Below are 13,848 nucleotides of genomic sequence, written 5' to 3' on the forward strand. Positions count from 1 at the left end.
GATCGTCAACTCCGCCGTGCCCCGCTGGGCCGCGATGAACCTGCTGGCACCCACCTACGAGATGTCCGCGCGGATCGCGGCCAAGCTGGACCAGGGCATCGCCGTGATGGTCGGCGGTCACCACGCCAAGGCCATGCCCGACCGCGTACTGGCCGACCCGCGCATGGCCAACCTGCGGGCTCTCGTCCTCGGCGAAGGCGAACTACGCGTCGCCGCACTCCTGGAGGACGAGCGGCGCCGCCGGGAACTGCCCGGCGTGCTGTGGCGTGACCCGCTGCTCGGCACCCGCGCGGCCGGCATCGCGAACCCCAGGACCGGTGCGGCGATGCTCGGCCCCGACATCAACGCACTGCCCTACGTCAACCGCGCCTTCCTGCCACAAGACCCCTACCAGGCGACACCCACGGCGGCCGACCGGCGCCTCGCCGCGAGCCGCGAAACCGAACAGCTCACCACAGCCGCCCATCACGGCCACATGGAAGCCAACATCGTCGGCAGCCGCGGATGCCCCTACAACTGCACCTACTGCGGCGCCGCTGTGAGCGCCAACCCCGACGTCACCATCCGGGTCCGCACTCCGGAAGACATCATCGGCGAACTCGACCAACTCCACGACGAATACGGCGTAACCGCATTCCGGTTCGTCGACGACCTGTTCCTCGGCTACGGCCGCGTCATCACCGAACAGATGGAAGCCTTCACCCGGCACCGCATCGGCGACCGGTACGTGTGGGACGCCACCGGCCGCATCAACGTCCTGGACCGGCTCCCTGACCAGGACCTCGACCGCCTCGTCGCCAACGGCCTGCGGGAAGTCGCCCTCGGGATCGAGTCCGGCAGCGACCGCATCCTGACCGCGATGGACAAACGGATCAACGTCGCGATGACCGAGCGCGTCACCCGCCGCCTCGTCGCCCACGGCATCAGCGTCAAGGGCTACTTCATCCTCGGCTACCCGGGAGAAGACCAAAACGACCTCGACGCGACGGTGCGCCACATCCGCACCCTGTGGGACATCGCCGACCACCACCCCGGGGACGTGCGCGCCAGCGTGTTCGAGTTCCGCCCCTACCCCGGCACACCGGTATGGAAGACCCTCACAGACGCCGGATACAACCCTGCCGAACTTCTGGCCTACGGCGACGTGGACCTCACCGGCGACGGCGCCGACGAGTCGATGCGCCAGCGCGACGAATTCAACTTCTCCGTCGGTATCCAGTTCGGTGACGTGCCCCTCCAGCAGATCCGGTCGACACTGGCGATGCTCACCCGCGAGCAGCACGACCGGAACCAGAGCGCCCGGAAGGCCACGGCGTGACCGGCGAGCGCACCGGCTGGTTCGTGACCATCGACGGCCCCAGCGGCGTCGGCAAGTCCACGACCGTGCAGGCCCTCCACGACCACCTCACCGCCCAGGGCCGTCCCGCCCGGCGGACCGTCGAGCCCACCACCAGCGACCTGGGCCAGTTCACACGCAATCACGCCAACCGGATACACGGCCTGGCCCTGGCCTGCCTCGTGGCCGCCAACCGCTACGAGCACATCGACGCCGTGATCGACCCAGCACTTCACGCCGGCGAGCTGATCATCAGCGACCGCTACCTGCCCTCCACGCTCGTCCTGCAACAGCTCGACGGCGTCCCGCTGGACTTCCTCCTCGCCCTCAACGACCGAGTTGTCCTTCCGGACCTGGCAGTGATCCTCACCGCAGACCCCGGACTGATCGCTGAGCGCATAGCCACCCGCGGCGCCACGCACCGCTTCCACCTCGACCCCACAGCTCCCAGCCGCGAAGTCGACCTCTACGGCGACGCCGCGGCCCACCTGATGAGCAGAGGAGTCGAGGTGCTGCTCCTTGAGACGGGCCACGCCACCCCATCGGACGTAGCACGCAGAATCGCCGATGCCATTCCGGCTCTGCCGATAGCGTCGATCACCTCACCCACCCACCCGACCCCCCAGGAACCATGAGCGGACAACCGGCACAGCCCGTCATCGACACCCACGTCATCCTCCGCGACGGCGACAAGATTCTCTTCTCACAGCGTGGCGGACCCTACGGTCACGGCCGGTGGCACATGCCGTCCGGCAAGCTCGACCGGGGCGAGCCCCTGACCGATGGCGCCGCCCGCGAGTTGTACGAGGAGACCGGCATCACCGTCGACCCGACCCACCTCCGCCTGGTCCACACCGTGCACCACCGGCAAGACCCCCAGACAGAACGCATCGGCTTCTTCTTCGAGGCCACCGAATGGGAAGGGCAGCCCGTCAATAAAGAGCCGGAGAAATGCCTCAGACTGGCGTGGTTCACGGTGCATGACCTACCCGAGGACATCATCGAATACCCGCAGGCCGGCTTGCGTGGCTACCTGTACGAGCAGGGACCTCTCACAGAACACGGCTGGTATTAGAGCCACCCCCGCGACCGGCGACAGCAAAATTGCGAACGCCACAAGCCCCAACTACCGCCCAGTGACCACGGCCACCTGGTCTTAGGGAGGAGACGCCGTGCAGCACCCTGACGAACCCATCACGGTGGCGCTGCGCGCCCAGGACCCCGTCACGCAGGCTGGAATTTCCAGCCAGCTGCGCCCCAGACCCGAGATCACATTCGTCGAATGGAACGAGGCCGCGGACGACGCGCCGCAGGTGGTGGTCGTCGTCCGTGACCGAGTCGACGACGATGCACTGCGTCTGCTGCGGCGGATCCACCGCACCAGTACAGCGCGGGGCGTACTGGTCACCACACATATCGACGAACAGCAGTTGGTGAACGCCGCCGAATGCGGCTTCATCGGCGTCGTACGACGCTCCGAGGCCACTCCGGAACGCCTGGTACAGGTGATCCGATCAGTGACGAGAGGAGAGGGCCAGGTCCCGTCCGACCTGCTCGGGAGCCTTCTCGAACAGGTCGGACGGGTCCAAGGGGAATTGATCGCACAGCACCAGCTCTTCACCAGACTTTCGGCACGCGAGATTGAGGTCTTGAGGCTGGTGGCCGAGGGGTACGACACCTTCTACATCGCCCAAAAACTCTCGTATTCCGAACGCACCATCAAAAACATCATTCACCGCTTGTTGACCCGTTTGAATCTACGCAATCGCACGCACGCCGTGGCGTATGCGCTGCGGCAGGGACTGATCTGAGCCAAACAGGGCTCTATGCGGGTAGTCGACCCTCCCGACGTGATTGCGGTACTACCGGTCGTTGAGGTTTTCACCGAAGGTGACGTCCAGCTTCGCAGTGAGGGCCACCGTCTGGGTCTGGTTGATGGCCTTGAGCCAGCGCACGCCAAGTCGGGGTGTCGCAGGGAGAGCGCGGTGCGGCCCGACTCGGTCCAGCGCCTTCTCAACCACTCCGGGTGGGACGAGGACGCGGTCCGCGACGACGTATGCGCCTACGTGGTGGAGACCATAGGCACCAAGGACGGGATCCTGATCGGGGATGACACCGGGTTCTTGAAGAAGGGCACCCGCTCAGCCGGTGTCCAGCGCCAGTACACCGGCACCGCGGGCAGGACGGAGAACTCCCAGATCGGGACTTTCCTGGCCTACGCCTCCTCAAAGGGTCGCGCGCTGATCGACCGCGAGCTGTATATCCCGAAGTCCTGGACCGACGACCGCGAGCGCTGCCGCGCGGCCGGCATCCCGGACGAGGTGCCGTTCGCAACGAAGAACGAGCACTTCAGGTGGATGCGGGACCACGGTCGTGAGGATCGAACTGTTCGACCACCACGGCGTGCTGCTCGATGAAACCAACGGCTTGGCGGAGATCCGCCGGCTGATTGCTGAGGACCGTATCCCCATCCCGGTCAACGACCGGTCCAAGGGCCGGATCGTGCCCTGGCATGACGCCCTTGCCGACGGAGGCCGCCCGTGATCGACGCACCCGCGATCATCCGGTCCGGTACGAACATCCTGTTCGTGACCCTGGACTCCCTGCGCTACGACGTTGCCGCCACCGCTCTGGACCAGGGTATGACCCCGCGCCTGGGGAAGGTGTTGCCCCGCCGTGCCTGGGAACGACGACAGACGCCCGGAACCTTCACCCTGCCTGCCCCCATGGCGTTCTTCTCCGGGTTCCTGCCGAAACTGCCCCGGCCTGTCCAGCCGCCACGGCTGTGGGAATGCCGACCGCCGGCCTTCAAGAAAGTGCCGCCCGAGACCTTCCAGTTCGACGCCGGCAACATCCTCGACGGCCTGGCCTACGAGGGATACCGGACCGTCTGCATCGGAGGGGTCACCTACTTCTCCCGGGAAACCCCGCTCGGCACGGTACTGCCCGACCTCTTCGACGAGGACTACTGGCGGCCAGAATTCTGCTCGCCCGAAGCCGACTCCATCCGCCACCAGGTCGACGAGGCCCTTGCCGTGGCCGACAACTACGCCGGCCGACGACCGCTGTTCCTGTTCGTCAACGTCAGCGCAACCCACGTTCCACACGGGCACTACCTGGGGTCGAGCGAAGACACGGCTGCCTCACAAGCAGCGGCCCTCTCCTACGCCGACGCCCATCTGGGACGGCTGCTGGACGGACTCGCGCAGCACGGCCACTGGCTGGTCATCATGTGCGCCGACCACGGTGACGCCTACGGCGACGACGGCTACCACGGCCGCGGCATTGCCCACCCTGCCGTGTTCAACGTGCCTTTCGCCGCCTGGGTACACGCCTGACCGTTACGCTCACCCGGCATGAGCACTGAAGCGATGCGTGACGCCTCCGTGGTTGTGGCCCGCGACGCGCAGGGCCTGGTGTCCCTGCTCAGCGCCGACTTCCCCGACCACGGGGGCGAATTCCTGTTCCTCCCCGGAGGCCGCTTCGAACCCGGCGAGTCCCCACTCGACTGCGCACGCCGCGAACTTCGCGAGGAAGCAGGAGTCACCGCCGAGCGATGGCGCGCACTCGGCTCGTACGCGATCACTCTCAGTTCGACGGCGCGAGTCCATCTCTTCGAGGCACGCGAACTCACCCTCGGCGCCCAAGACCTCACCGAGACGGAACAGGACTTCAAGCTCATGTGGTGGCCGATGACAGACGCCCTACAGGCTGCACACGAAGGGCGATTCCTCCTGCCCGCCGGACCACTGGCCCTTCTCCTGGCCGGCGATCACCCAGTGACCGGCGAGACGCCCGATGAGAACTCCGGTCGGACACCTTGACCGGCCGCAGAAGCTGCCCCGTCCTCCGGGCCCCTGCGGAAGGGTGGTGCTTCCTGCTGTGGGCAGGGCGGCCGTGCGGGCGCCCCTTTTCTACTGCTACTAAGCGGCCGCCGCCGAGTTGAGGAGGGCCCGCACCTCGTCGGCCTCCGGCGCCGCGTTCTGTTCGTAGAGGTTGAGGGCCTCGCGCCAGCACGCCTGCGCCCGGTCCACCTGTCCCAGCGCGGTCAGCGCATGCCCGAGGAGGGCCAGGACATTGCCCCGCATCCGGTCGCCGCCGATGCAGCCCAGGGCGAGGGCCTGTTCGGCATGCGAGGCCGCCTGGGCCGGATGGCGGGCGGCCATGTGCACCTCGGCGATCCGGAAGTTGGTCGCCCCCTGCCAGAGCCGCTGGCGGTGGTCACCGAAGATGTCCAGGGCCTCGGAGAACTGCCCGAGCGCCTCCCTGTACCTGCCGGCGCTCGTCAGAGCGACGCCCACGGCGAAATGTCCGTTGGCCAGACGCATGGTCCGGCCCAGCTCGACGTAGACCGCGAGTCCGCGCTGGGCGATCTCCACGGCGTCCGCGACACGGCCCAGGCCCAGTTGCGCACGGGAGAGGTTGGACAGGGCGGATGCTTCACCCGGCCTGTTGCGGTTCGCGCGGAAACCCGCGATGGCCCGGTCGAAGAACACCTTGCCGTCCGCGAAGCGGCCCTGGTGCAGACAGATCAGGCCCCGGTTGTTCGCCACCCAGCTCACCGCCGTGGAGTCCTGTTCGGCCTCCGCGAGTTCCATCGCGACCCGGGCCTCCTCCTCGGCCTGCTGGATACGGCCCGAGACCAGCAGGACGTCCGTGAGGACGGTGCGTGCCCGCCCCTCCGCCCGCGCGTCCCCGGCCGCCGCCGTCGCCTCGCACATCGCCCGCGCGGTCGTCTCGTACTGGTGCGAGTTGGCGCCCGACTCGGTCAGGTCCTTGGCCGCCCACAGCAGGTCCACCCCGCGCCGCAGCCGCTCGGTGCCGGCGGACTGGCGTACGCAGGCCAGCAGCGGCGCCGCCTCCGTGTACAGCCAGTCCAGGGCCGCCGTGCCCTCGGTGAAGCGCAGGCCCGGGTACTCGGTGGGGGCGAGGTCGTCGACCAGGCGGTCGCCGGGCCGTTCGATCGCGTAGACGCCTGCGGTGGTGGCCAGGTAGAAGTCCAGCAGCCGCGACATCGCCGCCGCCCGCTCGCCCGGCGGCTGCTCGTCGCGTTCCGCGCAGGCGCGGGCGTAGAGCCGGACCAGGTCGTGCAGCCGGTAGCGGCCGGGGGCCGCGGACTCCAGCAGGGATGTGTCCACCAGGGATTCCAGCAGGTCCTCGGTGGCGTCCGGCGGCAGGTCCAGCACGGCCGCCGCCGCGGCCAGCGAGACGTCAGGACCGTCGGCCAGGCCCAGCAGCCGGAACGCGCGGGCCTGGGCCGGCTCCAACTGGCCGTAGCCCAGCTCGAACGTCGCCTTGACCGCGAGGTCACCGGCCTGCAACTCGTCCAGCCTGCGCCGCTCGTCCGCCAGCTTGGCCGCGAGGACGGACACCGTCCAGGTGCGCCGGGCGGCCAGCCGGGACGCGGCGATCCGGATCGCCAGCGGCAGGAAGCCGCAGGCCGCCACGACGTCCAGCGCGGCCTCGCGTTCCGCCGCCACCCGCTCCGCGCCGACGATCTTCGTGAACAGCGACAGCGCCTCGTCGGGGGACATCACGTCCAGGTCGACCAGGTGGGCGCCGGCCAGGTCGACCATCCGCACCCGGGCGGTGACCAGCGCGGCGCAGCCCTCCGTGCCGGGCAGCAACGGGCGTACCTGGGCCGCGTCGCGGGCGTTGTCGAGGAGGACCAGGACCCGCCGGCCGTCCAGCACCGACCGGTACAGCGCGGCCCGTTCCTCCAGCGAGTCGGGGATGGCCGTGTCCGGCGTGCCGAGCGCCCGCAGGAACGAGCCGAGGACCGTCTCCGGTTCCGCGGCCCGCGGTCCGGCGCCCTGGAGGTCGACGTACAACTGCCCGTCCGGGAAGGCGGCTCGGGCGCGGTGCGCCACGTGCACGGCGAGGGTGGTCTTTCCGACGCCGCCGATCCCGGCGAGCGCCGAGACGGCCATCACCCGGCCCTCGGCCTCCGAGGCGGAGGCGAGGATCTGGCTCAGCTCGGTGACGAAGGAGGCGCGGCCGGTGAAGTCGGGGACGGTCGCCGGGAGCTGGGCCGGGCGGACCGGTACGGGCGCGGGTTCGGCGAGGGGCGCGGAGGGCTCCGCGAGGGCCGGGTCCGCCTGGAGGATGCGCTGCTGGAGGTCGCGCAGACCGGGGCGCGGGTCGACGCCGAGTTCCTCCGCGAGCAGGCGCCGGGTGTCGGCGTACACGGCGAGCGCCTCCGCCTGCCGGCCGCTGCGGTAGAGCGCCAGCATCAGCAGCTCGCGCAGGCGTTCGCGCAGCGGCTGCGCCGCCGTGAGCGCCGTCAGCTCCGACACCGCCTCCGCGTGGCCGCCCTGTTCCAGGTCCAGGTCGAGGCGGGTTTCGAGGAGTTGCAGCCGCCACTCGTCGAGCCGTACCCGCTGCGCGTCGGCGTACGGTCCTGGCACGCCCGCCAGCGGCTCGCCGTCCCACAGCGCGAGGGCCTGCTTGAGCAGGTCCCGCGCGGGGCCGAGGTCACCGGCGTTGCGCGCCTTCTCCGCCTGAGCCACCAGGTCCTGGGCGACCGCCAGGTCCAGCGCGCCCGCGCGCAGGCCGCGCACCGCGTAGCCGCCGGACTCGCTGATCAGGACACCGGGGTCCAGCACCTTGCGCAGCCGCGAGGCGTACGTCCGCACCGCGGCGAGCGCCTGGAGCGGCGGCTCGGTGCCCCAGAGCGCGTCGATCAGCTCCGGCGCGGTCGCCGTCCTGCCCTCGCGCAGCAGCAGGGCGGCGAGCAGGGCGCGCTGCTGCGGGGAGCCGGTGTTGACCGGCTCGCCCTCGCGCCAGGCGCGCACCGGACCGAGCACGCTGAAGCGCAGCACCGCCGGCTCCTGACCCAAGGAGCCGGGACGCCGCTGCTCCGGTACTCGCGGTCCACCGTCCATCCGTTCGTCCCCCTAGGCATCCCGAACAACTACGTCAGTCTGCCTTGTACAGGGCGGATGCGTCAGCCGTGCGAGACGGCGATCACAGCGGGCGCGCGGGAGTCCACCATCTCTTCACGTTCTGTTTGCGCGGTCTCGCAGGGTGAGCGGGGCGGCTGCTCTCATGAAGCGGCCGGCTGTCTCCAGGTATCGACCGCCACCGAAACCCGCGACCAAGCCCTTTGCCGAGTTCGGCGACGGCGGGAACGGCGAACCCCGCTGCTCACCTCGTCGGAGCGGCTACCTGCCGGTGCGCCTACGTTGGGCCGGGCGTTCCCCCGATGGACTTGCGGGGCGGGAAGCGGACGGTGACGAGTCCGCGGACCGAGGGCGCCGCTGGCCTGCAAGCGCGGCAACGGACGCCCTCGCGGGGTTGAACTGGAGCCCCGTCGAAGGCCGATAAGCGTTCCGGTCCACCGTCACTTGCCCGTTCCGCTCCCTCAACGGTATCCCGTGACGCTCAAACGCGGCACGTAGCTCAGGGAAGCGCCCCCAGTTCGAGGGATTCAGCCCCAGCCTGCCAAACCGTTCGAGCATGTCGGCGCCCTGATGTCCGTGAATCCGCTGGGGCCACACACCAGGATTACCCGCGAAATGAGCGTCAAGATCCTGAATGAGTCGGCTCTCCCAGCCACCGGGACGCAAGTGAGCGTCAAACTGCATGTAGACGCGTCGCACGCTGTCATCGCAATCGATCTCGACCAGCGGCGCTCCATGGTAGTCGAGCGTGTCCCGCAGGTCCGCTGTCATCCACGCCGCTTCCACGGTAGGGCCATTGGTCAAGCCGTAAAACAACCTGCCGACCGGGACGTTCGTTATAGTTTCCTCCCACTCAGGAATCCTCTCCGTACGGTCCGACCATGTTCGGACCGCCAGGGCATACTGCTCCGGAGTGTAGGGACCTAGCTCGTTCGTTTCCTCGTCCGTTTCCGGCACTGCGTCCAGCGAAGGCATCCGTGACTCCCGTCATTTCGATCGAGGATGAAGAATTTAAGGCACGCCCCGTAACGGACCCACGCCGCAAACGGTTCAATCCGGAGGAAGTCATTCCGGTTCTTCCTGTGATGGATACCAATCCCACCGGCAGGGGCGGCGGCAGTCGCAGCACCGTTTCTGATCGGCCACACAGCTGACTGCTAGCTGACGGACCGTCAGATCGGCGCTACCGTGACCCCATGGAGACCCAAGCCGCAGCCCCCTTCCCGGAGATCATCTCCGTCGACGACCACACCGTGGAGCCGGCCCGTGTCTGGCAGGACCGGCTCCCCAGGAAGTACCTGGACACCGGTCCGCGGATCGTGCGCGCGCCGCTGAAGGAGATGTCGTTCCTCGGCGGCCGGTTCAAGCCCGTCATGGGCGCCCCGGGCGACGAGGGCCCGGTCGGCGACTGGTGGGTGTACGAGGACCTGCACCGGCCGCTGACCCGCCTGGACACCGCCGTCGGCTACAGCAGGGACGACATCAAGCTGGAGGTGATCACGTACCAGCAGATGCGCGCGGGCTCGTTCGACGTGCCGCAGCGGCTCGACGACATGGACGTCAACCACGTCCAGTCCGCGCTCTGCTTCCCCACCTTCCCCCGCTTCTGCGGGCAGACCTTCACCGAGGCCGCCGACCGGGACCTCGCGCTGCTGTGCGTGCGCGCCTACAACGACTGGATGGTGGAGGAGTGGTGCGGGCCCGACGCCCGCGGCCGGCTGATCCCGCTCGCCCTCATCCCGCTGTGGGACGCCCGGCTCGCCGCCGACGAGGTGCGGCGCAACGCGGCCCGCGGGGTGCGGGCCGTCGCCTTCTCCGAGATACCCCCGCACCTGGGCCTGCCGTCGGTGCACACCGAGGACTGGGACCCGTTCTTCGCCGCCTGCGACGAGACCGGCACCGTGGTGGCGATGCACATCGGCTCCAGCAGCCGGATGCCGTCCACCTCCGCCGACGCCCCGCCCGCCGTCGGCTCCACGATCACCTTCGCCAACTGCTGCTTCTCGATGGTCGACTGGCTGATGAGCGGCAAGTTCGAGCGCTTCCCGAACCTGAAGGTGATGTACGCGGAGGGGCAGATCGGCTGGATCCCGTACATCCTGGAACGCGCCGACGTCGTGTGGGAGGAGAACCGCGGCTGGGGCGGGGTGGCCGACAAGGTGCACCGGCCGCCGTCCGAGCTGTTCGCCGAGCACGTATACGGCTGCTTCTTCGACGACGCCTTCGGGCTGCGCAACCTCGACGCGATCGGCGTCGGCAACGTCCTGTACGAGACCGACTACCCGCACTCCGACTCCACCTGGCCGAAGTCCCGCGAGGTCGGCGAGGCCCAGATGGGGCACCTGCCGGCCGACGTCGTCGAGCGGATCGTACGGGGCAACGCGATCGAACTGCTGGGGCTCACGGCGGACGGCCGCTGGGCGGGTTCCCGGTGAGCGGGTCCCCGGCGGGTCTTGCCTACGGCATCCAGCTGCCCGTGCAGTCGCAGAGCACCATGTACGCGGAGAGCTGGGAGGCCGGGGCCGGGCCCGCCGACCTCGTCGAGATCGCCCGTACCGCGGACCGGGCCGGCTTCGACTACATCGCCTCCTGCGACCACGTCGCCATCCCGCGCCGGCTCGCCCCGGCGATGAGCACGGTCTGGTACGACCCGGTGGCCACGCTCGCCCACCTCGCCGCCGTCACCACCCGCACCCGGCTGCTGAGCCACGTGGCGATCGTGGGGCTGCGCCACCCGCTGCTGACCGCGAAGCAGTACGCGACCCTCGACCACCTCTCCGGCGGACGGCTGGTCCTCGGCGTCGGCGCCGGGCACGTGGCGGAGGAGTTCGCCGTGCTGGGCGCGGACTTCCGGCGCCGGGGTGCCGTGCTCGACGAGTGCGTGGACGCCCTGCGGGCCGCCCTCGGGCCCGAGGAGTTCCCCGTGCACCACGGGAAGTTCTACGACTTCGAGGGGCTCGGGCAGCGGCCCCGGCCCGCCCAGGAACGGGTGCCCGTGTGGGTCGGCGGGTCCTCGCCGCCCGCCGTGCGCCGGGCCGCCCTCAAGGGCGACGGCTGGCTGCCGCAGGGCGACCCGCGCGACCGGCTGCCCGGCCTGATCGCCGGCCTCAGGCGGATGCGCGCCGAGGCGGGCATCGAGGCGCCGCTGACCGTCGGCGCCATCACCGAACCGCTGTACGTCGGCCGGCCCGCCTGGGACGTCGGCCGCCGCACCCTCACCGGCTCCCCGGACGCCCTCGCCGAGTCACTGCGGGCCTACCGGGCGATCGGCGTGGACCAGATCCAGGTGCGGTTCCGCTGCCGCAGCCGCAGCGAACTGACCGACCAGATGGCCGCGTTCGGCGCGGACGTGGCCCCCCACCTCTAACAGCAGGAGGAGCAGGCATGGGCAAGCTGGACGGGCGTGTCGTCATCGTCACGGGCGCGGCACGCGGGCAGGGCGAGCAGGAGGCCCGTCTCTTCCGGGCGGAGGGCGCCCAGGTCGTCGTCGCCGACGTCCTCGACGACCAGGGGCGGGCGGTGGCCGAGGAACTGGGCGCGCTGTACGTCCACCTGGACGTGGCCGAGGAGGACGGCTGGCGGGCGGCGGTGGCCGCGGCCAAGGCGGCGTACGGGCACCTCGACGGGCTGGTCAACAACGCCGGCATCCTGCGCTTCAACGCCCTGGTGGACACGCCGCTCGAAGAGTTCCTCCAGGTCCTGCGGGTCAACCAGGTCGGCTGCTTCCTCGGGATCAAGACGGTCGCGCCCGTGCTGGACGACGGGGGCACGATCGTGAACACCGCGTCCTACGCGGCGCTGACCGGGATGGCCGGGGTGGGCACGTACACCGCCACCAAGCACGCGATCCTCGGGCTCACCCGGGTGGCCGCGCTGGAGCTGGCGCACCGGGGGATCCGGGTCAACGCGGTGTGCCCCGGGGCGATCGACACGGCGATGTCCAACCCGGCGCAACTGGATCCGACGGCCGACGCGGACCAGATGAGCCGGGCGCTGGACGAGCTGTACCGCAAGCTCGTGCCGCTGGGTCGGATCGGACGCCCGGAGGAGGTGGCGCGGCTGGCGCTGTTCCTGACCTCCCGGGACTCCTCGTACGTCACCGGGCAGCCGTTCGTGGTCGACGGCGGCTGGCTGGCGGGGGTCTCGGTCATCTGAGTGCCCGCACAGCCGTGGCTGACTGACCGTCAGCTCTTGACGGTCCGGGCCGCCGGTGCCACAGTCGGCGGCAAGCCATATCTGACGGATCGTCAGAAATGGAGGACAGGGACGACGACAGGGGACGGTGAACCTCCTTGGAATTCGGGCTCTTTGTACAGGGATACGTGGGCAAACGCGCCGAGACCGACCCGCTCGCCGAGCACAAGGCGCTGATGGAGGAGACCGAGTACGTCATTCAGGCGGACAAGTCCGGCTTCAAGTACGCCTGGGCGTCCGAGCACCACTTCCTGGAGGAGTACTCGCACCTGTCCGCCAACGACGTCTACCTCGGCTACCTGGCCCACGCCACCGAACGCATCCACCTCGGCTCGGGCATCTTCAACCCGCTCGCCCAGGTCAACCACCCGGTCAAGGTGGCCGAGAAGGTCGCCATGCTCGACCACCTCACCGGCAACCGCTTCGAGTTCGGCAGCGGCCGGGGCGCCGGCAGCCACGAGATCCTCGGCTTCATCCCCGGCATCACCGACATGAACTACACGAAGGAGATCTGGGAGGAGACGATCGCCGAGTTCCCGAAGATGTGGCTCCAGGACGAGTACCAGGGCTTCCAGGGCAAACACTGGTCGCTGCCGCCCAGGAAGGTGCTCCCCAAGCCGTACGGGAAGTCGCACCCGGCGATGTGGTACGCGGCCGGCTCCCCGCCCTCGTACGCCATGGCCGCGAAGAAGGGCCTCGGCGTCCTCGGGTTCAGCGTCCAGAAGGTCTCCGACATGGAGTGGGTGCTGGACCAGTACAAGACGGCGATCGTGAACGCGGAACCCGTCGGGGACTTCGTGAACGACAACGTGATGGTGACGACCACCGCCATCTGCGCGCCGACGCACGCAGAGGCGATCGAGATCGCCGTGCACGGCGGGCTGCACTACCTGCCCTCGCTGGTCTTCCGCTACCACGACACCTTCCCGCGGCCCGAGGGCTTCCCGGAGTGGCCACAGACGCTGCCGGAGTACACCGCCGAGTTCGTCGAAGTCCTCATCGAGGAGGAACTGCTCATCTGCGGCGACCCCGACGAGGTGCTGCGCCAGTGCAAGCGGTGGGAGCAGGCGGGGGCGGACCAGATCAGCTTCGGGCTGCCGGTGGGGGTGCCGAAGGAGGAGACGCTCCAGACGATCCGGCTGATCGGGGAGCACGTGATCCCGAAGATCGACACGGATCCGGTGCACCGGACGTCGCGGTTCCGGGCGGCGGCGTGATCGCTGCCACGGGCGGCGGGGTGGTGCGGGTGCCCGCGCTGTTCCTCTCCCCGCGGAGTTCTCCGCGCCGGTCGGGCCGGAGTTCTCCGCGCCGCTCGGGCGGGCCGGTGCGCCGGGGTCCGGGCGGTGACCGGTACGTCGGACGCGCGGGTTCGGGGTGCCGGGTGAGCGTCGTCGCCGGGCTGCGGGCGGGCCGTGG

Annotated in this window: 12 protein-coding genes and 1 pseudogene; 12 read left to right on the forward strand and 1 reads right to left on the reverse strand. The window is 69.7% G+C overall.

Annotated features, from left to right (window positions below; all coding sequences use genetic code 11):
• The 8 genes and pseudogenes from ACFY2B_RS42035 to ACFY2B_RS42070 all read left to right on the forward strand — a co-directional run.
• The coding region (locus tag ACFY2B_RS42035) for a B12-binding domain-containing radical SAM protein (protein ID WP_390768347.1) at positions 1–1,318 on the forward strand (1,318 nt) is incomplete at its 5' end.
• Positions 1,315–1,971: a dTMP kinase gene (gene tmk, locus ACFY2B_RS42040; RefSeq protein ID WP_390768348.1), complete on the forward strand. Its 657-nt coding sequence runs from the start codon at positions 1,315–1,317 to the stop codon at positions 1,969–1,971. The genes ACFY2B_RS42035 and tmk, both read left to right, overlap by 4 nt.
• Positions 1,968–2,411 (forward strand): NUDIX domain-containing protein, encoded by a 444-nt coding sequence (locus tag ACFY2B_RS42045; RefSeq protein ID WP_390768349.1) that lies wholly within the window; start codon positions 1,968–1,970, stop codon positions 2,409–2,411. The genes tmk and ACFY2B_RS42045 overlap by 4 nt, the downstream gene beginning before the upstream one ends.
• A 163-nt stretch (positions 2,412–2,574) precedes the next feature.
• Positions 2,575–3,147, forward strand: a complete 573-nt coding sequence (locus ACFY2B_RS42050) for a response regulator transcription factor (protein ID WP_390768386.1) — start codon at positions 2,575–2,577, stop codon at positions 3,145–3,147.
• A gap of 15 nt (positions 3,148–3,162) precedes the next feature.
• Positions 3,163–3,675 (forward strand): annotated as a pseudogene (locus tag ACFY2B_RS42055) (transposase); the annotation flags it as partial.
• A 34-nt stretch (positions 3,676–3,709) separates the two neighbouring features.
• Positions 3,710–3,880, forward strand: a complete 171-nt coding sequence (locus ACFY2B_RS42060; protein WP_376533885.1) for a hypothetical protein — start codon at positions 3,710–3,712, stop codon at positions 3,878–3,880.
• Positions 3,877–4,674: an STM4013/SEN3800 family hydrolase gene (locus tag ACFY2B_RS42065; RefSeq protein WP_390768350.1), complete on the forward strand. Its 798-nt coding sequence runs from the start codon at positions 3,877–3,879 to the stop codon at positions 4,672–4,674. Before ACFY2B_RS42060 ends, ACFY2B_RS42065 begins: the two co-directional genes overlap by 4 nt.
• A gap of 18 nt (positions 4,675–4,692) precedes the next feature.
• Positions 4,693–5,160, forward strand: a complete 468-nt coding sequence (locus ACFY2B_RS42070) for an NUDIX domain-containing protein (RefSeq protein WP_390768351.1) — start codon at positions 4,693–4,695, stop codon at positions 5,158–5,160.
• Positions 5,161–5,259: 99 nt separating this feature from the next.
• On the opposite strand, the gene ACFY2B_RS42075 is transcribed toward ACFY2B_RS42070, so the two are convergent.
• Entirely contained in the window at positions 5,260–8,220 is a 2,961-nt protein-coding gene (locus tag ACFY2B_RS42075; protein ID WP_390768352.1) for a BTAD domain-containing putative transcriptional regulator, read from the reverse strand.
• Positions 8,221–9,434: 1,214 nt separating this feature from the next.
• Between ACFY2B_RS42075 and ACFY2B_RS42080 the strand changes: the two genes are divergently transcribed.
• The 4 genes from ACFY2B_RS42080 (at position 9,435) to ACFY2B_RS42095 (ending at position 13,649) form a co-directional block, all read left to right on the forward strand.
• Positions 9,435–10,673 (forward strand): amidohydrolase family protein, encoded by a 1,239-nt coding sequence (locus ACFY2B_RS42080; RefSeq protein ID WP_390768353.1) that lies wholly within the window; start codon positions 9,435–9,437, stop codon positions 10,671–10,673.
• Entirely contained in the window at positions 10,670–11,605 is a 936-nt protein-coding gene (locus ACFY2B_RS42085; protein WP_390768354.1) for an LLM class F420-dependent oxidoreductase, read from the forward strand. The genes ACFY2B_RS42080 and ACFY2B_RS42085 overlap by 4 nt, the downstream gene beginning before the upstream one ends.
• A gap of 17 nt (positions 11,606–11,622) precedes the next feature.
• Positions 11,623–12,393, forward strand: a complete 771-nt coding sequence (locus ACFY2B_RS42090) for an SDR family NAD(P)-dependent oxidoreductase (RefSeq protein WP_390768355.1) — start codon at positions 11,623–11,625, stop codon at positions 12,391–12,393.
• Between the two features lie 137 nt (positions 12,394–12,530).
• Positions 12,531–13,649: an LLM class flavin-dependent oxidoreductase gene (locus ACFY2B_RS42095; protein WP_390768356.1), complete on the forward strand. Its 1,119-nt coding sequence runs from the start codon at positions 12,531–12,533 to the stop codon at positions 13,647–13,649.
• The last annotated feature ends 199 nt before the right edge of the window (positions 13,650–13,848 follow it).

The sequence above is a fragment of the Streptomyces sp. NPDC001270 genome (assembly GCF_042896695.1).
Classification (GTDB): Bacteria; Actinomycetota; Actinomycetes; order Streptomycetales; family Streptomycetaceae; genus Streptomyces.